Raw genomic sequence first — 24,887 nt, forward strand, 5'->3', positions numbered from 1 at the left:
ATCGCGAACAGATCGCGGTTTGCAGGACGAGCAAGGAGATTTGAGCCATGTCTTTTCTGAAACGTCTTTTCGGTGGCGGCGGTGAAGCGGCCGAGCCCAAAAGTGCGGCACCGGCCAAGCAGGTCGAGCACAAGGGTTTCCTGATCAGCGCCACGCCCTACAAGAACGATGGCCAGTACCAGACCTGTGGCATCGTCTCCAAGGAGATCGACGGCGTGGTGAAGGAACACAAATTCATCCGCGCCGACCGCTTCGCCGGCCTCGACGACGCCGTCGACATCTCGATCAAGAAGGGCATCCAGCTCGTGGACGAACAGGGCGAGCGGATTTTCGGGTAGGGTAGGCGGCGTCATCCAGGACCGCAAGACTGATGGGCGCGGCGTCAGGTGTCGCGCCTGAAGTTCGATTTGATGACACGGCCAGAAAGCTGTCCCCCGTCCAGGGGCAGGACCGCTCCGGTCATGAACCCGGACGATGGCGATGAAAGCCATAGTACGGCGTCGGCGACATCCGTGACAGTTCCCAGCCGGCCCATCGGGACGGCCACTGCGGCCATGCGCTGCGCTTCCTGTCCGGCTGCCTCCAAATGGTGGGTCAGGATGGGGCCTGGCGCGATGACATTCACGCGGATGTTCCTGTCCGCAAAATCGAGGGCTGCTACACGGCTCAATCCAATGATGCCGGCCTTGCCCGCCACATAGGCGGAAAGCCCCGAGACCCCCTCGACCCCGGCCGTCGAAGCCATGTTGACGATGGTCCCGCCGCCGTTTTCCAGCATGGCCGCGATCTGGAACTTCATGCCGTAGAACGTGCCGTGAATGTTGGTGCGGATGCCTCTGTCGAACGCTTCCGGATCGATCTGAGCCAGCGGCGCGGGTCTCGGCCCATCGGTCGCGTTGTTGAACGCTGCATCCAGGCGACCGAATGCGGCAATCGTCCTCGAGACAAGGGTTTCCATGCTGCCTGGATCGGTGACGTCGGCCTGGACGGCAAGAGCCCGGCCTCCTGGTTCCTGGATTTGCCGCGCAACCTCGTCGATTGCCGATTGGTTCCGCGCCGCGAGCACGACCGTGGCTCCGGCGCGGGCGAACGCCTTTGCGGTCCCTGCGCCAATGCCCTTGCTGGCGCCGACGACGAGCGCAACCTTGTCGGAAAGATCAATGATTGCCGTCATGTCTCACCTGCCGAGTGCCTTGGCGATTGCCTGGGGCAAAAGCCCGAGCATTCCTTCGTAGGCGGTGTTGGTAAGCAGCACGGCGACGCGGCCGCGCTGATGGTCGATGCACCACCAATGCCCGTACACCCCGCCCCACGATACGGTGCCAGGGGAGAGCGTCGAACTCGCGGCGGCTGGATCGACAAGCACCGCGCCCGTCCAGGAAAAGCCCCATCCTGGCCCTTGCGCCTCGGCTTCGACACCGACCCGGATCCGGCTGGCGTCCTGCCTGCGTGGCGCGGGCAGGAAATCTCCCTCGCGAAATGCCTCGAGCAGCCGCAACACGTCGTGCGCCGTTCCCGCCATGCCCGCGCCGCCGGACGGGAAGGCACTGCCGCGCCCAATTCGTGACGGATCGAACCGCACCGCCGAGCCCAGATATTCGGGCAGCGATACCTCCGTCACGTCAGTCATGCGTATCGGTGCCGTCTCGCCGTCATGGTAGGGCGTCGCGAGTTCGTCGGGCCTGGCATGGAACGACGCGGTCAGGCTGAGTGGAGCCGTGACCAGATCGGCCATTGCCCGTGGCAGCGTTTTCCCCGTGACGGCTTCGACGATGCCGCCCAGAACGTCGGTGGCGACTGAGTAGCGCCACGCCGAGCCGGGCTTGCAATTGAGCGGGACCGAGGCGATGCGGCCGAGATTCTCGGCCAGCGAGATATCCGCGTCATCGAGCCCATCGGAGACGCCGGCCCGTGCGTAGGCGCCGTTCCTGTCCTGCTGGAAGCGATAGTCGAGCCCCGCGGTGTGCGACATCAGCTGCGCCACCTTTATCCGCCCGGGCGTTCCCTCTGAAGTTCTGGGGGTGAAGTCGGGCAGCCATTTTTCCACTGGATCCTCGGTCGAGAGTGCCCCGGCCTCGATCAGCTTTAGCGCGGCCATGGTTGTGAAGGGCTTGGTGACGGAAGAGTAGCGGAACGGCGTGTCGGCTCTCATCGGCCTGCCGGCTTCACGATCGGCCAAGCCGGCGGCACGCTCGAATACGATCTGGCCGTGGTCCGAAACCAGCAGCACACAGCCGACGATGCGTGCGTCGGATAGTGCGCCGTCGATGGCTTCATCGAGGGCGCCAGTCATTCCGCCAAAGGGCTGGATGGGCGCAGCGATGCCCCGTGTCGCGGACATCAAGCTTGTTTCTGGTGACATCGTTCATCTCCGTTTCGGTATCGGACGGAGAAATAGGCTCGACAACCCTGAATAAAAACAGGCACATTGCTGCAAGCATCATGAAGGGAAACTTAACGATGGAAAGCAGTATCCTGGCCGGACTGCCTGTCTTCCGCATGGTGGCACGGGTCGGCGGGTTCACGGCGGCTTCCGGTCGGCTCGGCATCTCGGTTTCGGCGGTTTCCCAGTCGATCCGACAGCTTGAACTTCGCCTGGGAATACGTCTGTTCGATCGGACAAGCCGCAACGTCAGGCTTACGGAGCGTGGGCGCCAGTTGCTGGAAACGATCGAAGGACCGATCGGTCTTCTCGCCGGAGCCATCGAAACGGCCAGGGAGGTGGATGGCGAGCCATCCGGACATCTGAGGATTACACTGTCGAGGCTTGCAGCCGAGATCTGCATCCTGCCTGCGCTGGTCGGGTTCGTCCGGCGCTATCCGGCAATCCGGCTGGAGTTGTCGACGGACGACCGCCTGACCGACATCGTCAGCGGCGGCTTCGATGCGGGCATACGCTTCAGAGGCACGCTGGAACTGGACATGATCTCCGTCCCGCTGGGGCCGCCGCTGCGTCGGTCCATGCTCGCCAGCAAGGATTATCTGGCTCGGGCCGGTGAGCCGCAAACGCCCGAAGACCTGTCGCGGCACGCAGTCATCCGCTACCGCTTTCCCGGGAGCGGCCGGCTGGAGCCGCTCACGCTGCGTCGGGGCGAAGAGACAATCCAACTGGATCCGCCGGCAGCCCTGATCCTGGACGACAACGGACATTTCTCGCTGGCTTCGCGGGCCGGACTGGGATTGGCCCAGCGCTTCCGGGTTACCGAGGAGGCGGCCATAGAATCAGGCGAATTGGTCAGCGTGCTGGACGCCTTTGAGCCGGAACCGCAACAGTTTCACATCTATTTCCCGTCGCGTGATCTCCAGCCGGCGAAACTGCGGGCATTCATCGACTGGTTCAAAACGGGTGGTGCAGGGTCGAGCACAAGGGTTTCCTGATCAGCGCCATGCCTTGCAAGAGCGATGGCCAGGCCTGCGGCATCGTCTCCAAGGACGTCGACGGCCTAGTCAAGGAGCACAAATTCGTCCGCGGCGTGGTGGCGAGGACGACATGGGCTGCCTAGTCGGACTGTTCCACCGGAAATGATGCCCGCGCCTTGCTCTTGCCAACCTGTTGGGCACCGTTCTTGGCTGCGGATTTCTTGCGTTCAACCGATTCGCTTCGGGCGTTTTTCCGCCAGTCGTCGATGTAGTTCTTTACCGCCAGGTCGTGCCGGAACTCGCCGACACGCTCTTGTTGCATCTTGTAGGCTTCGCTTTTGTCCTTGATGTCGAGGCCGTCGAAGGCGCGCTTCACGGAATGGAACCCGAGAGCCCGATACGACTCCATCTGCTCCTCGGAAAAGAATTGATGGCCCGTCGATTCGTGCGGAAACAACGGATTGCGGCGCTCATAGTCGAGCACATAATCGGGCTCATCGCCGGTCACCGCAGCCTTGATATAGAGCAGCAGCCCCTCTTCCTCCTGACCCGCCTTGCCGGCATAGGCTATGCGTCCGATTGCGAAATGGCGCAAATGAGCCAGGTTTTCGAGTGGCTGTCTCTTCTGTCTGTCCGCCTGCCGTTGGATGACGGTTTCGCGGATCGGCTGCCAATCCAGTTCGATGCGGGTTCCTTGATCGATCCGGATAAACCGCTGCACATCGCAGAACGCGCCGAAGTTCATCCCCGGATCCGCTTCGCCATCGATGACGATGATCAGTTTGCATTTGCGCTTCAGCAATTGATAGAGGCCGAGATTGTCCAGATGCCCGCCATCGGTGATGTAGATGCGCGAACTGTCCGACCTCAAGATTCCGAAGGCCTCCTGGAACAAATAGAGGCGCATATATTCTTCCCAGCCACGCTGCTCGGTCTTCTTCGCGGCTGTTTCTGGCACAATGGTCTTGGCCTTCCGTTCGGCTTTCTCCGCGGCAACCTGTTGGCTATAGACGTCGATGCCTCTGCGAAAATGCTCCCAGTAGAGCAGCTTCTGCGGATTGGCGAGCCAAAATCCCATTCGCAGGTTCAACATTGCCAAGGTCGGGCCGAGCAGTCCGATATTTATACGACCCATGCTCGATGATACGGCAGCACCAGATATCGCTGCCGCCGTCGCCAGATCCAGCTGATTTTCGCACTCCGCCAAGCGTTTTGAAGGCGCATAGCCGGTCGCATCGCTGCCGACATAATTCTTCGAGAATACAAAAAACTCGGCGTCCCTGCCTCGCTTTGCAGGGTCAAACTCGGCGGCCTTTGGAGTGCCCCGCTTCGACCGTTTGACGTTAAGAGTTCCGTTCACCAGTAAGTAAGGCGCCATCCTGCTGATCTCATGCAATTTCATGGCTTTCTGCTTGGTGTTGTTCAAGTCAAAAGCCGCCTGGAGCCGGTCTCGATAGAGGCGATGCAGGCCGTTTGAATTTTCCGTAAAGAACAGTGCGGCAAGCCAGACCGAAAGCGTCAGCCCCACATAGTTGAACAGCACCGACCATTGATCGTTGGCGTTCGACTGACGAACCGCTGCCGCTGCCAGGGCGGCAATAAACAGTGCGGCCACGATATAAAAAGCGATGCTGGGCATTATTGGGGGAGAGCGCAACCGGTCCGCAAGGAAAGTAAGTCGTTCCCTCCAGGTCAGATCTGTGCCGGCTTTGCCCGGCCTATAGGTGACGAACCACGAGCTGACCATCAGCCCGGCTGTGCCAAGGATGAACCACCAGAAATAGTTGTCGCCGGTCAACCAGCGCGGACCAAGCGCATACCCCACAATGACCCGGCCCGGTGGTTCGAAGGAGATGCCCAATGAAGCCATGACGTTCTGCAAAACCGGGAATAGTTGGGCAAGATGGGCGAGCAGCCCGACAAGCAGGGATGGCTCAGAGCCCAATGGCGGCTGAACTTTTATTCCCCAGGCGACAAGCATGATGAACAGGCCGTAGAGCAGCAGTGGCAGCGCCAGGCCCACGGCATAGAAGGCGGATTGCGCCAGCAGCCCTTGAAGCCACACGCTTGTCTTTTGGGAGTTAAGCGCCCGTTCGATCCAGCCGACCAGGATGCCGCGGAAGGCCGCCGTCGAAGCGATCAAGGCAGCGGCGCTGGTAGCCAGCGCCTTCAGCGTGAAGCCGACATCCGAGGCCGTCTGGAGCCAGATCGCGAAATTGATCACATAAGGCTGCAGTTCGACGAACACCGACACGCAGAGCAGCACGAGCAACCATCTGCCCATCGCAGCACCCCGAGATGAAGGTTCGACGAGGTCTCGTGCCTTGGCGCCGCCGACAAAGTCGACGATCGAGCGCGACAACGCCCAGCCTATGAGCCAACACCCAAGGGCTCCGGCAAAGACCTTGCTCATGATCCATGGATTGCTGATGTAGGGATACAGCCATTGCCAGCCGCCATACTTGTTCAAGCTGTAGCACCAGAACCATTGGTCGCTCGGGCAAGCGAGGAAAGGCAGCAGGTCCGAAATCAGACTGTGCTTGAGATGCTCCGTGGTCGGGTTGGCCAGGATAAGCAAAGTGGCCAAGGGCAACATCGCTGTGAGCAGCAGCAGGAAGTTCACCATCAGGCCACGCAACATGATTGCAAGCGACAGGCCGATATCTTTCAGGCCGTTGGGCGCCAGGAACTTGCTGTTGTCCCGTAGATGCTTGACTTCCCTGGAGTCGCTGCCGTTCTCTTCATCATCGGCAAAGGGGAACTCGAGCTCCTCGGCGGATGGTTCGGGGACCTTTCCATGGGGGTGTTTTGCGCTTCGGGTCAACGCCGCGACCAGGCTTGTCCCGATGTAACCGCCACCCGACACGGTCGACAGGTAGTCGATCTTCGGAATCAGGCCGTAGAGATGCAGGGCCTGCAATGCGCCGAGGGAAAATGACGCCGAGCGGATTCCACCACCCGACAAGGCGACACCGAAGAGATCGTCCGGCTTCGCGCCGGGACGTCGTTTAAGGATATCCCGATACTCGTCCGCGAGCACGCGATCGAACTTGACGGAGCCTGACCTTGATGCCGATTTTGGTGGTTCAGTTACTCCCGCCACAAGCGCCCCCATCGCTTATTACATATGCCTACTTTCTTATATAATAAAACATAGTTATGGACAACGCCTGGATTAATATTCAGTATTTCGATTATTGTTTGCAAATAATCGGCTCCAGCGAAAGTCGTAGTGAAATCATGAATTGAGCGGGGAATAATAAATAGCTGTGATCACTCGAACCTTCGGAGTTTCGATAAGATTTTGGATCAGCTCTTTGCGATGATTTTACGACCCGGCCGTATGGGTATTCACAAGATATTCGAAATTCAGCCACTGGTGGCTGGGCCATCATGGCGAAAGCCCGCTTTTCACGCGCGAAAGTCTCAAAACAGGCCGTCATCGGTTCTTTGGGCCACCGAAGCAACCCGCGGCCACTGAAGAACTCGAAGACTATGCCGGCGACGCTGCGCTGAGCTCTGCGAGCCTCATGGTTCCGTAGACTGCGCTGCATAAGCCCAATTTATCGTCATCCCTCATTTTTGAAGACGTTACACCGACTTCCGCCATCTGTAGCTTCGGTGGCACATTGGGAAATGCGTGGGATTTGGTGGGTCGATGCAGACATTTGCGCGGGTGGTGGTTGTCGGGGGCGGGTGTGTCGGCGCGGGCATCCTGTACGGCCTGGCCAAGCGTGGCTGGACCGACGTGGCACTGCTCGAACGCACCCAGCTGACCGCCGGCTCGACCTGGCATGCGGCCGGCCTCGTCCCGTCCTATGCCCGCAACATCAATATCGGCCGGATGATCAACAAGACCATCGAGATCTATGAAGGGCTGGAGGCCGAGACCGGGCAGCCGGTCGGCTGGCACAAATGCGGCCAGTTGCGCATTGCCAACAGCCGCGACCGGCTCGACGAATACAAGAGCTATATGAGCGTGGCCGACGTTCAGGGCATGCGGGCGCATTTGCTGTCGCCGACGGAGGCGAGGGCGCTCTGCCCGCTTCTCGACAACAAGCACATGCTGGGCGCGCTCTATCATCCCGATGACGGCCATATCGCGCCGGCCGACGTGACCCATGCCATGGCCAAGGGCGCGCGGGATCTGGGCGCCAAGATCTATCTCAACACCGAGGTCACCGGCTTTCAGCGCACCGCCAACGGCGAATGGCGGGTGGCGACCAACAAGGGCGACATCATCTGCGAGCACGTGGTCTGCGCCACCGGCAATTACGCGCGCCAGACCGGCGCGCTGCTCGGCCTCGACATCCCCGCCATCCCGATCCTGCACCAGTACTGGATCACCGAGCCGGTGCCGGAGATCGTCGAGCGCAAGCGTGCTGGACGGCCGGAAATGCCGATCCTGCGCGACGAGGGTTTTGAAGGCTATCTGCGCGAGGAAGGCGACGGCTTCATGTTCGGGCCCTACGAGCGCACCGAACACCTCAAACTGTTCGCAGAGGACGGTGTGCCCGCCTGGTTCGGCGCCGATCTCGTGGAGGAGGATTTCGAGGCGGTGTCGTGGAACTGGGAGCAGGCGACGCAGCTCGTGCCGGCGCTGGGACGTGCCGGCATCAAGGCCAATGTCCGCGGTCCCTTTCAGATGACGGCGGACGAGCTTCCGCTGATGGGACCGGCCTGGGGCCTGCCCAATGTGTGGTTGGCCGAGGGCGTGCCGGGCGGCATATTGTGGGGCGGCACGATCGGCTATTATCTCTCGGAGCGGATCGTCGAAGGCGGCAACAGCCTCGACACCTCCGATCTCGACCCACGCCGCTTCGGCGACTACGCCAACAAGGCCTGGACGCGTGAGAAAGTCCGCGAGGCCTGGGGCACGCATGCGGAGCAGAAGTATCCGGGACAGGACATGCCCGCCGCCCGGCCGCAGAAGACAGCGCCATCCTATGCGCGGTTGACCGAACTGGGAGCGGTCTGGGGCGTGCTCAACGGCTGGGAGATGCCCAACTGGTTCGCGCCCAAGGGCGTCGAGGCCAAGGACCAGTACAGCTGGCGCTGGACCGCCAAGGGCGTCTTCGTCGGTGAGGAGGTGCAGGCCGTGCGCAACGCCGTCGGCCTGGTCGAGATGACGCCGATGACCAAGTTCGAGGTGTCGGGGCCGGGCGCGGCCGCCTGGCTCGACAGGATCCTCGCCAACCGACTGCCGGCGACCGGCCGCGCCGTGCTGGCGCATCACCTCACCGCAGCCGGCGGCGTGCAGGCAGAGTATATGGTGGCGCGGCTTGGCGAAGACAGCTTCTATCTGATTTCGACGCCGCGCGCCGAACGCTGGAATTTCGACGATCTCTCAAGGCTGTTACCGGCCGACGGCAGCGTCAGCCTGAGGAATGTCACCAGCGAACGCGGCTGCTTCACGGTCGTCGGGCCGAAGGCGCGCGAGGCGCTGCAACCGCTGACCGAGATCGACCTGTCGAACGCCGCCTTTCCCTGGTTCGGTGTTAAGACCGGCAGCGTGGCGCTTGCCAGCGACGTGCGGCTGCTGCGCGTCAACTACGAAGGCGAGCTCGGCTGGGAACTCTATCATCCCATGGCCTATCAGCGGCAATTGCTCGACGCGATCCTCGGGGAAGGCGAGAAACACGGCATGCGGCTTGTCGGGCTGCACGCGCTGGAATCGCTGCGGCTCGAAAAATCCTACCGCGCCATGTATCGAGACATGAATCCGGAGCTCAACGCGCTGGAGAGCGGGCTCGAACGCTTCATCCGCCTCGACAAGGGCGATTTCATCGGCCGAGACGCGGTCCTGAAGTACAGAGCGAGGAATGACCAGCGCCGCTCGGTGACGCTCAAAATAGAGACCGACGGCGCCAGCACGCTCGCTTCCGAAGGTCTGTACATCGACGGCAAGCTGGTCGGGCGCATCACGTCGGGCGGCTATGGCTACACGCTCGGGCATGATGTGGCGCTGGCGCTGCTGCCCGAAGGTCTCGGCACGCCCGGCACCAAGCTCGACGTCGCCATACTGGGCGAATGGAAGACCGCTGAAGTCATCGCGGATTCGCCATATGACCCCAACTCGGCCAGGGCGCGGATGTAAGGCGGATCTGATATCAGGTGTTGCTGTTCCCGATGCTGCTGCCCTCTCCGAACAGGCATTGTCGCCATCGGGCGCCGTGGGCTCTCGTGTAACTTGTGGGCAAAATCAATCGCTGGGATATGATTTGAGTTCTCAGTAGCAACGGATCCCAATGACCATTACCTCGGCGCCAATCATCGTCCTCTTCCGAAACGACCTGCGGGTCTCGGATAACGGTGCGCTCGCGGCTGCGAGCGCCACGGGCAAACCCGTCGTGCCGCTGTTCATTTTTGACGAAGAGCAACAGGATGCGCGTCCCGCAGGCGCCGCCAGCCGCTGGTGGCTTCACCATTCGCTTTCAGCGCTGGGAAATTCGCTCGGGCTACTGGGAGTGCAGCTTGCCTTGCGGCAGGGGGCAACGAAAGAAATCGTCGCAGAGACAGCAAGGACTACGGGTGCTGACGCCGTCTTCTGGAACCGGCGATATACTCCCGTGAGCATCACCGCCGACACGGCGCTGAAGTCCGAGTTGCGCGCGGAGGGGTTTCAGGCAGAAAGTTTCGACGGCTTCCTGCTGCACGAGCCGTCTCGGCTCATGACGCGATCCGGCGACTTCTACAAAGTGTTCACGCCCTTCTACAACCGGCTTGCGGAAGACGAATTTCGAGATCCGTTTGACGCGCCGACCTCGATTGTCGCGTGGCAGGGCGAGCTGCGCTCAAGCAAGCTCGACGAGTTCAAGCTTCTACCCAAAAGCCCCGATTGGTCGTCCGGCCTTGCCGAACGCTGGCAGCCCGGTGAACAAGGCGCGTCAGACAGGTTGGCGACTTTTCTCGAAGATCGGCTCGGCAATTATACCGATAGTCGGAACGTGCCCGGCGTCCAAGGGACCTCGGGGTTGTCACCGCATCTCGCGCACGGCGAAATCACACCGTTCCAGATAATGGCGGCCTTGCGGCGCAGGCGCGGTGAAGGCGTACAGACCTTCCGTAAGGAACTCGCCTGGCGCGAGTTCTCATATCATCTGCTTTTCAATCGGCCAAAGCTGCATATCGAAAATTTTCGCCCTGAATTCGATGCATTCGAATGGAGAAGCGCGCCGGCGGCTCTCAGGGCGTGGCAGTCCGGACGGACCGGCTATCCCATAGTGGACGCCGGAATGCGTGAACTCTGGCAGACCGGCTGGATGCACAATCGCGTCCGCATGATCGCGGCGTCGTTCCTTATCAAGGACCTTCTCATCGACTGGCGTGATGGCGAGGAATGGTTCTGGGATACATTGGTGGATGCCGACTCTGCCAACAACCCTGCGAGCTGGCAGTGGGTGGCCGGATCAGGCGCCGACGCCGCGCCTTATTTCCGAATTTTCAATCCGATACTTCAGGGTGAGAAATTCGATGCGGATGGCGGTTACGTCCGGCGCTATGTGCCGGAACTGGCAAAGCTGCCCGACCGCTATGTGCACCGACCATGGGAAGCTCCGGCTTCGGTTCTGAAGGAGTGCGGCATCACCATCGGCGAGAATTACCCTTCGCCGATTGTGAACCATTCAGACGCCAGGGAGCGCGCGCTGGCCGCCTATCGCGACACACGAAGCAATTAGGATCGGTCGCGGACCGTCCATTATTCGAGGCGAGGAATAGGTCGCGGCAAGTCCAGCAGAGCGGGAAATGGGTAGCGCTCCCTAAAGCGTTTCACCGTTTCATGGAAACGCGAACCGCTCTAACTCTTTGTTCTGACGCAACTCCTGACGGAAAACCGCTCACACTTTTCCTGGAATTGCTCTAAAGCCTGAGCAGCGGCTGTATGATGCGGCCAAGCCGGCTTTGAAGCACGATATTACCCTTGAGTGCTACGATACAGATGCAAGGGTCGCCGTCACATACGGTCGGCTTGTGCTCCATCGTCTCGTCAGCCTCGTCGAAGTCGCCAGGGCCGTAGCGGCCGAACTGGTGTTCGAATGCGCCTTCGAGCACGCATGTCCATTCGTAGCCGGTATGTTTATGGTGGGGCAGCTTGGTTCCTGGCGCTGCCTTCAGCATGAACACCTTGATGTTCGAGACTTCAGGCACCGACACCGAACGTTGGCGAACACCCGGCCCGACCCAACGCCATGGCCCAAGCTGATACCGGCCAAGCGGTTCTTCGGGCATCTTGTCAGGGGCCGCTGAGTTCTTATCGATCAGGCGCAACACATTGCGCAGCGCACCTGGCTCCAATGACACCGGTGTTGCCTGTTCAAGAAGCTCGCCACCGATCGCCTCGTACCCGCCCACCTTGCGGCTGCAGGCAGCGCACAAAGAAAGATGCATCGAAACGATAAGCCCACGGGCTTCATCGAGCGTGCCGGAAGCAAAGGCCGCGAGGGTCTCTTCAGTCGGATGATGGGCAATGGCATCAGTCATTTCAGCTCACCAACTCTGTCTCTCAACCTTTGCAGGGCAAGCCTGATCCGCGACTTGACGGTGCCCAGCGGGATGCCGAGGAGACTTGCGATCTCGCCATGTGCAAGGCCATCGAAGAATGAGAGGCGAATGACGCGCAACTGTTCATCGGGCAGTGCTACCATCGACGACCTGACTTGAGCCTCGCGCTCGGCGACGAGAAGCAGGCTCTCAGGCTCGTCGTTGTCTTCCTCTTCCAGCATGCCATCTTCCTCGATCCACGCAGTGGCGCGGCCTTCGCGGCGCATCTCGTCGACGCTGACGTTGCGAGCAATCGCATAAACCCAAGCCGACGCAGCCGCTCGCTCGGGATCATATTGTGCAGCCTTGCGCCAAAGTCTGATCAATGTTTCCTGCGCCAGATCTTCAGCACGATCGCGACTTGCCCCACGCCGCATCATCATCGCCTTGATGCGCGGCGCATAATGTTCGAACAGTTGCGCGAACGCGTCGCGATCCTGGCTTGCCGCGACACGCATGATTAGCCGGGCTGCATCGAATTCCACCATCGCTCTGCTATACGCTCTATCCTGCTCCGGCTGGCAAGGCAGCGTTACTGGTTTCTGTAGGCCATTACGCATCAGGCGGTCTTTTGGATCACTGATTTGATCGACTTCTGACTTTCAGATCACTTTTGTCCGATCAGCCCATCAGTTTTTAGCGCGAGGGGTGATCCATTTCGCGCCGGCAGCCGTATCGCAACAAACATCAGTCCACAGCCGGTCGGCGCACACTGATCCAAGGTGCAAACAGGGAGGGGGCCTGACATGCCAAACATTGTCTTGATCGTCGGCAGCGGCCCGGACGCGGTTCGATGCAGGGATTGGCCTCGAACGGCGTTTTCCGCGATTGTCGTCATCAACAATGCCTGGAGAGTGCGGCCCGACTGGGATTATTTGATTCACCCCGATGATTTTCCTGATGAACGCCTGCCGAGCGACCAGCGTTCCCGAGCCGCGTCGATCGTAAAATCGGATGCTTTTGTCCCTGCCCAAAACGCATTCGGTGGTTTTGTCTATGCGGGCGGCACAATGGCCTTCACCGCTGGCTATTGGGTTCTGAAGGCCCTCCGACCTGATGTCATAGGGTTCCTGGGCTGCGATATGATTTATCCCAACAACGCGCCCACGCATTTCTATGGCTTTGGAACTGCTGACCCGCTGCGCGACGATTTGACGTTGAGGGACTTGGAAGCGAAGTCTGGAAGGCTGTTCGCCAAAGCCCTGCGTTACGGAACAGTCTGCCTGAACCTTTCAAATCTTCCTGAAAGTCGCCTTGCCATACCGCGTGTGAACCTGCGGTTTATCGAGCGCCTTAGCCCGCTTCGGATCAAGGCGCTCAGAGCGATGCTTGAGGGCGCTATCGATCCGATTTCCATCGAGACCGCCGACACGCTCGAGGCTGAGCTCGGCTATTTTGTCGAACATGGGAGGTACTGGGAACACGTCTCGGATTTCGATGAAGCCGCGCTGGAGAAAATCGATCAACGCTGGCGTTCGTCGGTAGGCCAGCTGCCAGCGTCGTTTCCTCCGAGCGATGCTTGCTGGGGACGCAGTCGGGCGCGCAAGGCCGATATCGTTCAACAGGAGCGTCGGGTTGGTCGCGACGTCTCCTCCCATCTCGTCGAAGGCGCGTAAGTGGCTGGAGGACAGGAGCCGCTTGGGAAGAGGGCTGCGTCATGCTGACTCGAGACGACATAACAAAGCTCATCTTGCGAACAAGCATGCGTGATCGGGCGGCGTTCGATCTGCTTTACAAGCATACATGCGCGAAATTGTTCGGTGTATGCCTGCGTATTTTGGGCGACAGAGGGGAAGCTGAGGAGGCGTTGCAAGAAGTCTACGTAAAGATATGGACCAAGGCTGACCGGTATGCGGCCTCGCAACTCAGCCCGATCTCCTGGCTTGTGGCGATTGCACGCAATCATTCCATCGATCTTATCAGAGCGCGCCGCCCTCCAGCTGTCGACCTGGCGGCCGCGGGCGATATAGCCGACACGACGCCTTGGGCCGAGGAATTTCTGATTGAAAGCGACCAGCGAGCCAGTCTTGCCCGATGCATAGACAGCCTGAGCAAGGACAAGGCCGCAGCAGTCAGGGGCGCGTATCAGGAGGGCGTTTCCTACGCAGAGCTTGCCAAGCGTCACAACGTGCCGCTCAACACAATGCGAACCTGGCTTCGGCGCAGCCTGATCCAACTACGGGCGAGCGTTGAGCAATGACTTTCAGAATGGAGCCAGCGCCAGCTTTCGTTGTTTTTTGCCTAGGATTCTCTGCGCCCGGAAGCCGCTTCGGTCATCACCTGCCAATATAGGCGGCCAGTTCGTCCGGCGTGCCATTCGGGAAGGCCTGTTTTAAAAAGTCCAAGAACGCCGACACGCGCGCGCTGAGCAGCCGCCGCGATGGGTAGAGCGTCCATAAAGAGATTTCGGGACCGTCAATATCCCCCCAATTCACCAGTGTGCCGTCAGCCAGGTCGTGGCTCACCAACGAAATGGGAAGACGTCCTGCGCCGACGCCGGCGCGCACGGCATCCCGGACCATGATGAGCGTCGACAAAACGAGGACCGGCTCGATTGTAATTGTTGACCGGCCGCCTTGTGTCTTCACGTGCCATGTTTGCGGTTCGCCTGTCCCGCGCGCGACGCCAGGAGCGGCACGCTCACCGGTCGTGCGAGGAAGGTCGGGGCTCGCCACAACAACCAGACGGTCGCGGAGAAATGCCCGTCCCACCAGGCTTTCGTCGGGGTCTGGATTGACCCGGATTACCAGATCGTAGCCTTCCTCGATCATGTCGACAGGCCGGTCCTCAGTCGTCACTTCAAGCTTCACCTCAGGGTACTTAAGGGCAAAGCCCGCGGCGATCCTTCCCATCGCGGTCTGCGAAAAATGTAAAGGTGCGCTGATCCGTAATCTCCCCTTGGGTCTCTGGGCGCCCGAGGCAATCGCCGAAGTCGTCTCGTCCAATTCGGCAAGCAACGCTCCCGTCCGCTCGAACAGCGCCCGTCCTTCTTCGGTGAGCTTGAGGTTGCGCGCACCGCGTTCAAACAGGCGCAGATCAAGACTGCTTTCCAACTCTCCAACGCGCCGGGACAGCGTTGCCTTGGGCCGGCCGGTGGCCCTTGCCGCTTTGCCGAAGCCACCATGGCGGGCAACGAGATTGAAATCGGCGAGCGCAAGAAGATCCATGGGTGTTCCACCAGTGAGACGGAGCGTCTAGAATTTCCGTCTATTAGGCTCTCAGTGAGCCACACATATTGGAGGTGTCAAGCAACCCAACAGGAGAAATTTCATGACCATTCTCGTTACCGGCGCCACCGGCAATATTGGCCGCCAAGTCGTCGAACACCTCGTCAAGCGCGGCGCCGATGTCCGTGCTCTCGTCCGCGATCCGTCGAAAGCCAGCTTCCCGGCGGGCGTATCCGTCGTGCAAGGCGACTTTCTCGATGTCGATTCGCTGCGCAAAGCCATGTCAGGCGTTTCCACCCTGTTCCTCCTGAACGCCGTGGTACCGGACGAATTCACCCAGGCATTGATCGCGCTTAACGTCGCCCGGTCGGCCGGCATCGAGCGCATCGTCTATCTGTCGGTGATCCACGCCGACGTCTATGTGAACGTGCCGCATTTCGCGGGCAAGTTCGGCGTTGAGCGAATGATCGAGCAGATGGACTTCAAGGCTACGATCTTGCGCCCGGCCTACTTCATGCAGAACGATCTGATGATCGAAGACGCCATCACCGGCTACGGCACCTACCCAATGCCGATCGGCGCCAAGGGTCTCGCCATGATCGACGCCCGTGATATCGCCGAGATCGCCGCCCTGGAGCTGCTGCGCCGCGAACAGTCCGCAGAGCCGCTTCCGCTCGACCGGATCAACCTCGTCGGTCCGCAGACACTGACTGGGACGGATATCGCCGCCATCTGGTCGGATGTGCTCGCCCGCCCGATCCATTACGGCGGCGATAACGCAGAGGGCTTTGAGCAAAATCTGAAGCAGTTCCTGCCCGCCTGGATGGCCTACGACATGCGCCTGATGGGCGAGCGCTTCTTCACCGACGGGATGCTGCCTGAGGACGGCGACGTCGAGCGACTGACTGCGCTTCTGGGCCGCCCACTGCGCCCATACCGCAACTTCGCCTCAGCAATCGCTGGTTCGCAGGCGATAGAGGCGGCAGCGAGCTGAGGAGTAAGGCCGGCTGGCTCCACAATGCCTTGATCAATTCCTCAAACCGCCAGCGAATATCCCAGATCGCGCGGTGCAGCCGGTGCACCCGCTCTCCGGTGGCGGGCGTTGCCGAGTGCCGGCGCGGGGCATTGACCTTCTGGCGATCGCCGCTGCCTCGCAGGCATAGTCTTTGACCAGCCGCCGCTCGAAATCACCGCCGACACGGTTCGCGGCCGGTCTCGCCGGATTATCTCCGACCCTCCGGAACAAAGCTGACTGGCGCAGGTTAGATCCCCAGCACATGTGTGCATGAAAAGGATCTGCCTAAATGAAAACCCGCCTATTCCTGGCCTCACTGGCCACAGCCACAGCCATGGCTTTTGCCCTGCCCGCATTCGCCGCCGACAGCGCTCAGGACTTCGTCAACAAGGCCGCCGCAGGCGGCATGTTCGAGGTCGATTCCAGCAAGATTGCCGAAGGCAAGGCGCAGGATCAGAGCGTCAAGGATTTTGCCCGCAAGATGATCGAGGACCACGGTGCCGCCAATGCAAAGCTGGAGACGATCGCCGGCGAGCAGAAGCTGACTGTTCCGAAGGAATTGGACGCCAAGCACAGGGGTGACGTCGATGCCCTGCAGAACGGCAAGGATCCGATCGACGGCCCCTACGTCCAGCTGCAGCGCGACGCGCACGCCGATGCCGTGAAGCTGTTCGAAAGCTACGCCAAGGACGGCGACAATGCCGAGCTGAAGACGTTCGCCCAGCAGACGGTGCCGACGCTCAAGATGCACCAGGAGATGATCGAAAAGATCGCGGCGACCGCGGGCACCCAGTCCTCAACTTCGCAGACGCCCAAGGTCACGGTCGGTGACAAGCCCGAACAACTCCCGCCGCTTCCCGGTGCAAACAGCTTTACCGAGGATCAGGCGAAGGGCCGCATCCAGGATGCCGGCTTCGCCGACGTGTCGAAGCTGACCAAGGACGACCAGGGCATCTGGCGCGGCCAGGCCAACAAGGACGGCAAGAACACCACCGTAGCGCTCGACTACAAGGGCAACGTCGTTGCCGGCACCAACTGAAACTGAGATCCAGGAGATCAAATCATGAAGACCGTAACCGGACTTTTCGACAATTACGATGACGCTTCCGATGCCGTTGGTGAATTGGAAGCCAGCGGTGTTGCGCATGACGATATCAGCATCGTTTCCAGCAATTCGGACAATCAGCACGACAATGACGGCTCCAAGGCCGCCGATGACGCGGCCGGCGGCGCCGGACTGGGAGCGGCAATCGGCGGAGCGGGGGGACTGCTTGCCGGACTTGGCCTGATGGCCATTCCGGGCGTTGGTCCGGTGGTGGCTGCCGGATGGCTGGCCGCAACTGCCGTCGGTGCCGTTGGCGGCGCGGTGGTTGGCGGCGCGGCCGGCGGCATCGTCGGCGCGCTCACCGATTCCGGTGTCCCGGAAAATGATGCCCACGTCTACGCCGAGGGCGTGCGCCGCGGCGGCACCCTGGTCACAGCCAAGGTCGACGAGCAGCTGGTGCCGGAGGCCGAAAGGATCCTGGGACAGGCTACATCTGTCAACCTGCAGGAGCGGCGTGGTGAATACCAGGCCGACGGTTGGACCGGTTTCGATCCAAAAGCGGAGAACTACCGCTCGAACGAAATCGGCCGCGACGGCGCCCGGGATGTAAACCGGGTCTAATCGACAAGGCCTCGCTGCCGAAAGGCGGCGGGGCCATTTTGCCGAACAGCCCTTGGCTAACGCATCAAGCCGGCTGCACGAAGCGCATCCTCAATAGTCTTGCCAATGCCTGCAGAAGAAGCGCGTGAGCCATGTGGACGCCGCTGTCCGGCAGGTTCGACCCGCGCAGGTCTCGATTTTTCAGGCGCAATGTATGTGTCCAAAGCTGTGCCTGCGGCAGGATGGGCCGAGCCAGCAGCAGGCTGGGTCTCCCCTCGAGCACCTCGGCCTGCGATATTCCAGAAGGCCGCTATCCTGCGCGTCGAAGATATTCCGACATCCAGCATGAACGGAGCGGCGTGGCCCAGGCCGTCCTCACCCGCCGTCTTCAAGGGGGTGCCATGGCCCATGCCGGCAATGGTGTATTTTTCGATCACCTCATTGCCATCGACGTCGCACCAGACCTGCCGCGTTTGCCCATCGACAGTCTCCGTTCGACCATGGCCCGCACCGGCGCGGTGAACACCTTGCCATTGGGCGACAAGGGCGTCCGCGTTGGATGGCGCCACCGTGCGATCGGCCGTGCCCTGCCAGATCGAAATCTTCGGCCAATTCCCCTTGTGCGATGATGCCTGCGCCAGGCGCCGCTGGAGTTCCGACTTAGACGGGCCGCCATGGCCACGCATGCGATCGAACGCTTCCGGGATCGTCGATGCGCTGCCATAGGCAAGTCCCGCAAGGATTGCGCCGCCGGCGAACACGTCCGGATAAGTCGCCAGCATTGCCGCCGCCATGGCACCGCCGGCGGAAAGGCCGGTGATGAAAATGCGCCGGCGGTCGAGGCCATGCGTCGTCACCATGGCCTCGATCATCTGGCGGATGGAGAGCGCCTCGCCGCGATCGCGGGTGACATCTTCGGGCACGAACCAGTTGAAGCAGAGGTTGGCATTGTTGGCGCGCTGCTGCTCCGGGAACAACACCGCGAACCCTTCTTCCGCCGCCAGGCGCGACCAGCCGGATCCGTGATCATAGGAGGCGGCCGTTTGCGTGCAGCCGTGCAGGACAACGACCAGCGCGGCCCCGCGCGGCAAGTTCTCAGGAACGTAGAAGCGTGCCCGCAAGGCGCCGGGATTGGATCCGAACTCGGCGAGATCGGACAGCCTGTCGAGGTGGCCTTGTGGGTAGAATGCCGTCCCGCCTCGCATGGCCGAAAGGCGCGCGATCGTATCTGAGATGTTCCGCAAATCGAGATCCTAGACCGCCGGAATGGCGGAAGCCCGAGCACAATGCACAGACAGCAACATCGTTGCTGCACTGCACAATAACAAGCTTACGCTGGGGTAGACGAGATGCGAATGCTCCGTTCCAGGCCGCCCCGGCTTCTTTCGCTGCTGAAAAAGCCAATGGCGGACCCTGACCATTCCGGATCTATCCAAAGGCAGCTCGCCGCCGGCACCGGCAACGGAACACGACGCGAAGCCGGTGCAGCCCGATGGGCGCTTGACTTGCTCATATGTTTGATAATAAATCATACATAATAGCTTTTAAAAAGACGACGCATCCGGGAGCACCCATGAAAATTACGGCCATCAAGGCGCTCGTCTGCAATGCGGAAATGCGCAACTGGGTTTTCGTTCGGGTCGAAACCGATGAGCCCGGTCTGTTCGGCTGGGGTGAGGCGACGCTGGAGTGGAAGACGCGTGCGGTCGTCGGCGCGCTTCAGGATCTTGAGGCGCTGCTCATCGGACAGGATCCGCGCAATGTGGAGCAGTGCTACCAGATCCTGACGCGCCATGGTTTCTGGCGTCTCGGCGTCGAGGGCATGTCGGCCGTCAGCGGCATCGAAATCGCGCTCTGGGACATTCTGGGCAAGTCGCTGGGCGTCCCGGTCTGGCGGCTTCTCGGCGGCCAGGTCCGCGACTATCTGCGCACCTATACGCATCTCGGCCTTGGCGACATGAAGGCGGTCTATGAGAGCGGGTCGGCGGACACGATCGTCGAGCGCGGACGCATCGTCACCCAGGCCGGCTACGACGCGGTCAAGGTCGTCTGCATTCCCTACACCCACTATGTCTCGCCGGCGAAAGCGGTCGATTCCGTCGCCAACATGGTTGGCGCGCTGCGCGAGGCTGTCGGTCCCGATATCGACATCATGGTCGACTTTCACGGACGCCCGGCCTCCGTCAATGCGGCGATGGACTATCTCAAGGCGATCGAACCGGCCGGCATCATGTTCGCCGAAGAGCCGGTGCCGCCCGAAGATGTCGCCGGCCTGGCGCATATCACCGCGCGATCGGCGATCCCCATCGCGTCCGGCGAGCGGCTGATCGGGCGCCGCGAGTTCACGCAATCGATCGGGGCGCGCGCGTTCAACATTGCCCAGCCCGATATCTGCCACACCGGCGGCCTGCTCGAGACCAAGAAGATCGCGGCTCTGGCGGAAACCGCCGGCATCGGCCTTGCGCCGCACAACCCGCTCGGCCCGATCGCCGGCGTCGCGGCGCTTCACTTCGGCATATCGACGCCAAACGTCATCATCCAGGAGGAAATGTCGGGCGCGGTCGCCTGGTACGACGATGTCGTCACCTGGCCGATCGATCGCAAACCCGGCCGCTGGGACGTGCCCGGCCTCCCGGGCCTTGGCGTCACCGTGAATGAAGATGTCATCGCGCGCCACCCTTTCAAGCAGGAAGTGCTGCATGCGCGCAACGCCGTCATGCCCGACGGCACCGTGGTCGATTGGTGAGCGCCATGACAGGCAGGCTTCAGGGAAAGATCGCAATCGTCACAGGCGCCGGCCAGGGCATCGGCGCCGCCACCGCTCGGGCCTTTGCGATGCAGGGGGCAAAGACCGTGATTGCCGAGCGCAACGCGGCAACCGGCAAGGCGATCGCCGACGAATTGCGCGCCAAGGACGCCGATGCCCTTTTCGTCGAAACCGATGTCACCGACACGGCGGCAGTGTCCGACATGGTGGCGAAGACGATCGCGGCCTATGGCGGCGTCGACGTTCTCGTCAACAATGCCGGCGCCAACGTCTTTTACGAACCTTTGCTGATGCCGGACGAGGAATGGGACCGCTGTCTCAGGCTGGACCTTGAGGCGGCGTGGTTCTGCGCCAGGGCGGTGTTGCCGACGATGCTGGCGAAGGGTTCGGGGTCAATCGTCAACATAGCCAGCTGCCACGCCTTCAAGATCATTCCCCACACATTTCCCTATCCGGTCGCCAAGCATGCGCTTGTCGGCCTGACCCGCTCGCTCGGCATCGAATATGCGGCGCGCGGCATCCGCGTGAACGCGATCGCCCCCGGCTACATCGAGACGCCGATCGCACAAGCCTATTGGAACACGTTTCCAGACCCTGCCGAGGAGAAGCGGCGGGCCTACGACCTTCATCCGCCCAAGCGCATTGGCCGGCCGGACGAAGTTGCAATGACGGCGGTTTTCCTCGCTTCGGACGAAGCGCCGTTCATCAATGCCGAGACGATCACCATCGATGGCGGACGCTCGGTTCTCTACCACGACTGACAACCAAGCAGGGAGGATCCACATGAAAACGACGACAAAGGCTCTGGCAACATTGGCGATACTGGCTGCCGGACTGATGGCTGGCGCGGCAAGCGCCGACGACATCAAGATCGGCTACATCAACAAGATGGGCGAGCACCCATGGTTCGTCGCCGAAGTCGGCGGCGCCAAGAAAGCGGCCGAGGCGGCCGGCGCCACCTTCGTGTCGCAAGACGTCCAGTTCGACTCCAATCTGACCATTACCACCTTCGACACGATGGTCGGCGACGGCGTCAAGGGCATCGCCATCGTCGTTCCCGACAAGGCGCTGGGACCGGTCATCGCCGAGAAGGCCAAGGCGGCGAAAATCCCCCTGGTGGCGGTCGATGACGACATCTATTACCAGGACGGCACCCAGGTCCCCTATGTCGGCATGAATGCCTACAATATCGGTGCGCGGGTGGGCGAAGAACTGGCCAAGCTCTACAAGGCCGACGGCTGGGCCGGCAAGGAGGTGCGTATCGCCTCGATCGAGGACCGCAAGGCCGACACCTGCATGCAGCGCAACAAGGGTGCCGAGGAAGCGTTCCTGAAGGCGGTGCCCGATTTCAAGCCGGCAAACATCCTCCGCGTCCCCTATGACAACACGATGGTCAACTCCATCGACGTCATGACCACCACATTGACGGCCAATCCCGGCGTCACCAACTGGATCTTCTATTCCTGCAACGATGACGGTGTGCTGGGTGCGGCGCGGGCGCTGGAAAACGCCGGCTATGCCGCGGACCAGGGCATGGGCATCGGCATTGATGGCAGCCGCGCCTGCGAAGCCTTCGGATCGGGAAAGCCCTCGGCATTCCGTGGTACGATGTGGCTCAATTCGGCAAACCATGGCGCGCTGGCGGTGAAGATCCTGCTGGCCTCGATCAAGGACGGAACGAAGCTGCCCGTTCAGTCCTTCACCGACCCGGAATACATCACCGCCGGCAATTTTGCCTCGGACTACAAGGCCAAGCTCTGCCACTGAGCCGGACCCGCATCATGCGTCCCCAGGGCGCATGACGCTTTCCAGTCGGCAGGTTCGCTGGCTGCCATGCCTCCGAACACGGATCGATCCTTGGGAGTGAGCCTTGACGCAATCGGACTTCTTCTCGCTCGACGGCATATCGAAACGCTTCGGCGTCGTGCAGGCGCTCGACAACGTCTCGATCGCTTTCCGGCCAGGCGAGGTGCTCGCTCTGGTTGGCGAGAACGGGGCCGGCAAATCGACGATGATGCGCATTCTCGAGGGTGTGTTCGGCCCGGACACCGGTACCGTGCGGCACGGTTCCACGCCGATCGTTTTCGGCGAACCGCGCGACAGCCACCGGGCCGGAATTCGCGTCATCCATCAGGAGCCGGAGATCGTGCCGAACCTGACGGTGGCCGAGAACATCTTCGTCGGTGAATTGCCGCGCCTGGCAGGCGTGCTGCTCGACTGGCGCAGACTGGAGGAGCAGACCGACCGGGTGCTTGCGACCTTCGGCATGCAGCAGGACATGCGGCCACGCCAACTCTGCGGCACGCTCGGCCCGGCGCAACGCCAGATGATCGAGATCATGCGCGCCATCCGCGCCGGCGGCCGGCTGATCGCCTTCGATGAGCCGACCTCGTCACTGACCGACGATGAAGCGCGTCGCCTGTTTTCCGTCATCCGCCGGCTGCGCGAGAAGGGCACGTCGATCATCTACATCTCGCACCGGCTGAACGAGGTCATCGACCTCGCCGACCGCATTGTCGTTTTGCGCGACGGCAGGCTGGTCGACGATTCGCCGGCCGCCGGCGCCAGCGAGCAGACCATCGCCAAGCTGATGGTCGGCCGCGACATCGCCGATCTGTTCACCCGCGAGACCTGGCGGTCCGGCGAACAATTGCTTGATGTGACGGGATTGACCACGGACCGCGTCAGCGATGTCAGCCTCAGGGTTCGTCGCGGCGAAGTGCTCGGCATCGCCGGGCTCATGGGTGCGGGCCGCTCCGAACTGGCAAAGGCGATTGTCGGCTATGACCGGCGCATCGCCGGCACAATAGCCATGAATGGCGTGCCCGTTCTGCCCAACAGTCCGCATGCGGCAATCGTCGCGGGCATCGGCTTTGCTCCCGAAGACCGCAAGCACGAGGCGCTGCTGCTGTTTCGAAGCATTCTCGACAACGCAGCACTTTGCGTGCCCGACAAGACGTCGAGCTTCGGCTTCTTCAACCGGCGCAAGGCGCTGGAGATCGTCTCGCCGCTGGCAGCCAAGATGTCGATCAAGGCACCCAACCTCGACGAGCAGGTTTCGAAACTGTCGGGCGGCAATCAACAGAAGGTCGTCCTGGCGCGCTGGCTTGCCCGGCAGCCGATGCTGCTCATCCTCGACGAACCGACGCGCGGCATCGATATCGGCGCCAAGGCGGAAATCTATCGGCTGATCGATGAACTCGCCGCAAGCGGCATCGGCATCATCCTGATTTCCTCGGAAATGCCGGAACTGATCGGTCTGGCCGACAGGGTTCTTGTCATGGCGGGAGGCCGCATCACGGCGGAACTTGCCCGCCCCGACATAGACGAAGCGACGATCCTCAAACACGCCATGCCGCAATCCGCACCATCGCCCGGAGACCACATTCAATGAACAGCCTCGAGCTTCGCGCATCGAAAGCGCAGACCGACGCCAGGGGCGTTTCCACGCGCCTTGTGGAGCGCCTTGGCGTTCACAACATCAGCCTTCTGGTGGCGCTGGCCATTCTCGTCGTCATCTTCGGTTCGCTGCGCGGCGATGTGTTCTTCTCCAGCCGGAACCTGCTCAACATCGGCCTTGGCGTCACAATTCTCGGTGTGCTGGCGATGAGCCAGACCGTGGTCATCGTCGCCGGCGGTCTGGATATCGCCGTCGGCGCCACTGTCGGCCTGACCACGGTCTCGACGGCAATGGCCATCCAGGCGACCGGGTCGCCGGCGGCCGGCATCGTTGCCGGCCTGGTGCTTGGTGGTCTTGCCGGTCTCGTCAACGGCATCATCATCACCTATGGGCGGGTCAACGCGGTCATTGCCACGCTCGGCACCATGGCGATCTTTCGCGGCATCGCCTTCATCATGTCGGACGGCCAGTCGATCGCCATCTTCAGCGACACGTTCCGGTTCATCGGCATCGGCCGCATCCTCGGCCTGCCCTTGCTGGTCTGGATTCTGGTGCTGACCGCGATCGCATTCCACCTCTTCCTGGCGCGTTCGATTGTCGGCCGCAACATCTATGCGCTCGGCGGCAATCCGGTTGTCGCCCGCTTCTCCGGCATCAACATCAACCGCTACCGCGTCGGCATCTACATCATGAGTGGCGTTGCCGCCGGATTGGCCGGGATCCTGCTGGCTGCCCGTACCGGTTCCGGCCAGCCCGTATCCGGGTCCCAGGGCCTGGAACTCGAGGCTATCACCGCGGCCGTTCTGGGTGGCTGTGCCTTGCAGGGCGGCAAGGGCACGATTGTCGGCGCGCTGCTCGGTGTCGCCATCATTGGCGTGCTCAACAACGGAATGATACTGACGTCCGTGCCAACCTTCTATCAATTGCTGGCAAAAGGCTCACTGCTGATCCTTGCTGTGGTCATTGCCGAGTACCACTTGAACAGGACATGA

21 protein-coding genes and 1 pseudogene are annotated in these 24,887 nt (G+C 61.5%); 15 read left to right on the forward strand and 7 right to left on the reverse strand.

All coding sequences use genetic code 11. The annotated features are described in order from the left end of the window. The first annotated feature begins 47 nt into the window (after positions 1 to 47). Positions 48 to 338 carry an HlyU family transcriptional regulator gene (locus AC1DPX_RS25180; RefSeq protein WP_202358373.1) on the forward strand — a complete coding sequence of 97 codons (291 nt, stop codon included), beginning with the start codon at positions 48 to 50 and terminating at the stop codon, positions 336 to 338. 44 nt (positions 339 to 382) lie between these two features. Here AC1DPX_RS25180 and AC1DPX_RS25185 read toward each other — a convergent pair whose 3' ends face one another. Together AC1DPX_RS25185 and AC1DPX_RS25190 are read right to left on the reverse strand one after the other, a co-directional pair. Continuing rightward, positions 383 to 1,174, reverse strand: coding sequence for an SDR family NAD(P)-dependent oxidoreductase (locus AC1DPX_RS25185; RefSeq protein ID WP_477240021.1), 792 nt, complete (start codon positions 1,172 to 1,174; stop codon positions 383 to 385). A 3-nt stretch (positions 1,175 to 1,177) separates the two neighbouring features. Next, the gene (locus AC1DPX_RS25190) at positions 1,178 to 2,341 is read right to left on the reverse strand and encodes a serine hydrolase domain-containing protein (protein WP_477240022.1); all 1,164 of its coding nucleotides are present in this window, start codon (positions 2,339 to 2,341) and stop codon (positions 1,178 to 1,180) included. Positions 2,342 to 2,460: 119 nt separating this feature from the next. Here AC1DPX_RS25190 and AC1DPX_RS25195 point away from each other — a divergent pair, with 119 nt between their 5' ends. Continuing rightward, the gene (locus AC1DPX_RS25195) at positions 2,461 to 3,378 is read left to right on the forward strand and encodes a LysR family transcriptional regulator (protein ID WP_274609332.1); all 918 of its coding nucleotides are present in this window, start codon (positions 2,461 to 2,463) and stop codon (positions 3,376 to 3,378) included. Then, a pseudogene (locus AC1DPX_RS25200) lies at positions 3,354 to 3,470 on the forward strand (HlyU family transcriptional regulator); the annotation flags it as partial. The gene AC1DPX_RS25195 and the pseudogene AC1DPX_RS25200, both read left to right, overlap by 25 nt. Positions 3,471 to 3,499: 29 nt before the next feature. Here AC1DPX_RS25200 and AC1DPX_RS25205 read toward each other — a convergent pair. Then, positions 3,500 to 6,463, reverse strand: a complete 2,964-nt coding sequence (locus AC1DPX_RS25205) for a patatin-like phospholipase family protein (RefSeq protein ID WP_477240023.1) — start codon at positions 6,461 to 6,463, stop codon at positions 3,500 to 3,502. A gap of 555 nt (positions 6,464 to 7,018) precedes the next feature. On the opposite strand from AC1DPX_RS25205, the gene AC1DPX_RS25210 reads away from it, so the two are divergent. Continuing rightward, positions 7,019 to 9,457, forward strand: a complete 2,439-nt coding sequence (locus AC1DPX_RS25210; RefSeq protein ID WP_477240024.1) for a GcvT family protein — start codon at positions 7,019 to 7,021, stop codon at positions 9,455 to 9,457. Between the two features lie 151 nt (positions 9,458 to 9,608). Further along, positions 9,609 to 11,039 (forward strand): cryptochrome/photolyase family protein, encoded by a 1,431-nt coding sequence (locus AC1DPX_RS25215; protein ID WP_477240025.1) that lies wholly within the window; start codon positions 9,609 to 9,611, stop codon positions 11,037 to 11,039. 181 nt (positions 11,040 to 11,220) lie between these two features. Here the strand turns inward: AC1DPX_RS25215 and AC1DPX_RS25220 are convergent, their stop codons facing one another. Both AC1DPX_RS25220 and AC1DPX_RS25225 read right to left on the reverse strand, forming a co-directional pair. Then, complete coding sequence (locus AC1DPX_RS25220) at positions 11,221 to 11,841, reverse strand: ChrR family anti-sigma-E factor (RefSeq protein WP_202358380.1); 621 nt, start codon at positions 11,839 to 11,841, stop codon at positions 11,221 to 11,223. After that, positions 11,838 to 12,389, reverse strand: a complete 552-nt coding sequence (locus AC1DPX_RS25225) for a sigma-70 family RNA polymerase sigma factor (RefSeq protein ID WP_477240026.1) — start codon at positions 12,387 to 12,389, stop codon at positions 11,838 to 11,840. The genes AC1DPX_RS25220 and AC1DPX_RS25225 overlap by 4 nt, the downstream gene beginning before the upstream one ends. A 258-nt stretch (positions 12,390 to 12,647) precedes the next feature. On the opposite strand from AC1DPX_RS25225, the gene AC1DPX_RS25230 reads away from it, so the two are divergent. Beyond that, a complete protein-coding gene (locus tag AC1DPX_RS25230) occupies positions 12,648 to 13,517 on the forward strand; it encodes a hypothetical protein (protein WP_477240027.1) in 870 nt (289 codons plus the stop codon). 44 nt (positions 13,518 to 13,561) lie between these two features. After that, positions 13,562 to 14,101: a sigma-70 family RNA polymerase sigma factor gene (locus tag AC1DPX_RS25235; RefSeq protein WP_477240103.1), complete on the forward strand. Its 540-nt coding sequence runs from the start codon at positions 13,562 to 13,564 to the stop codon at positions 14,099 to 14,101. 76 nt (positions 14,102 to 14,177) lie between these two features. Here the strand turns inward: AC1DPX_RS25235 and AC1DPX_RS25240 are convergent, their stop codons facing one another. Continuing rightward, positions 14,178 to 15,068: a LysR family transcriptional regulator gene (locus AC1DPX_RS25240; RefSeq protein WP_477240028.1), complete on the reverse strand. Its 891-nt coding sequence runs from the start codon at positions 15,066 to 15,068 to the stop codon at positions 14,178 to 14,180. A 103-nt stretch (positions 15,069 to 15,171) separates the two neighbouring features. Between AC1DPX_RS25240 and AC1DPX_RS25245 the strand changes: the two genes are divergently transcribed. The 3 genes from AC1DPX_RS25245 (at position 15,172) to AC1DPX_RS25255 (ending at position 17,749) form a co-directional block, all read left to right on the forward strand. Beyond that, positions 15,172 to 16,062 carry an NmrA/HSCARG family protein gene (locus AC1DPX_RS25245; RefSeq protein WP_477240029.1) on the forward strand — a complete coding sequence of 297 codons (891 nt, stop codon included), beginning with the start codon at positions 15,172 to 15,174 and terminating at the stop codon, positions 16,060 to 16,062. Between the two features lie 310 nt (positions 16,063 to 16,372). After that, on the forward strand, positions 16,373 to 17,122 hold the full coding sequence (locus AC1DPX_RS25250) for a DUF4142 domain-containing protein (protein ID WP_477240030.1): 750 nt from the start codon (positions 16,373 to 16,375) through the stop codon (positions 17,120 to 17,122). A gap of 24 nt (positions 17,123 to 17,146) precedes the next feature. Continuing rightward, positions 17,147 to 17,749 carry a general stress protein gene (locus AC1DPX_RS25255; RefSeq protein WP_202358386.1) on the forward strand — a complete coding sequence of 201 codons (603 nt, stop codon included), beginning with the start codon at positions 17,147 to 17,149 and terminating at the stop codon, positions 17,747 to 17,749. A 56-nt stretch (positions 17,750 to 17,805) separates the two neighbouring features. Here AC1DPX_RS25255 and AC1DPX_RS25260 read toward each other — a convergent pair whose 3' ends face one another. Then, complete coding sequence (locus AC1DPX_RS25260; protein ID WP_477240031.1) at positions 17,806 to 18,972, reverse strand: extracellular catalytic domain type 1 short-chain-length polyhydroxyalkanoate depolymerase; 1,167 nt, start codon at positions 18,970 to 18,972, stop codon at positions 17,806 to 17,808. A 329-nt stretch (positions 18,973 to 19,301) separates the two neighbouring features. Here AC1DPX_RS25260 and dgoD point away from each other — a divergent pair, with 329 nt between their 5' ends. The 5 genes from dgoD (at position 19,302) to AC1DPX_RS25285 (ending at position 24,887) form a co-directional block, all read left to right on the forward strand. After that, the gene (gene dgoD, locus AC1DPX_RS25265; protein ID WP_477240032.1) at positions 19,302 to 20,474 is read left to right on the forward strand and encodes a galactonate dehydratase; all 1,173 of its coding nucleotides are present in this window, start codon (positions 19,302 to 19,304) and stop codon (positions 20,472 to 20,474) included. A gap of 5 nt (positions 20,475 to 20,479) precedes the next feature. Beyond that, positions 20,480 to 21,256, forward strand: coding sequence for an SDR family oxidoreductase (locus AC1DPX_RS25270; RefSeq protein ID WP_477240033.1), 777 nt, complete (start codon positions 20,480 to 20,482; stop codon positions 21,254 to 21,256). Between the two features lie 22 nt (positions 21,257 to 21,278). Next, entirely contained in the window at positions 21,279 to 22,262 is a 984-nt protein-coding gene (locus AC1DPX_RS25275) for a substrate-binding domain-containing protein (RefSeq protein ID WP_477240034.1), read from the forward strand. 103 nt (positions 22,263 to 22,365) lie between these two features. Then, positions 22,366 to 23,889, forward strand: a complete 1,524-nt coding sequence (locus AC1DPX_RS25280) for a sugar ABC transporter ATP-binding protein (protein WP_477240035.1) — start codon at positions 22,366 to 22,368, stop codon at positions 23,887 to 23,889. Then, positions 23,886 to 24,887, forward strand: coding sequence for an ABC transporter permease (locus AC1DPX_RS25285; RefSeq protein WP_477240036.1), 1,002 nt, complete (start codon positions 23,886 to 23,888; stop codon positions 24,885 to 24,887). The genes AC1DPX_RS25280 and AC1DPX_RS25285 overlap by 4 nt, the downstream gene beginning before the upstream one ends.

It is taken from the genome of Mesorhizobium sp. 01N446, from assembly GCF_056399285.1.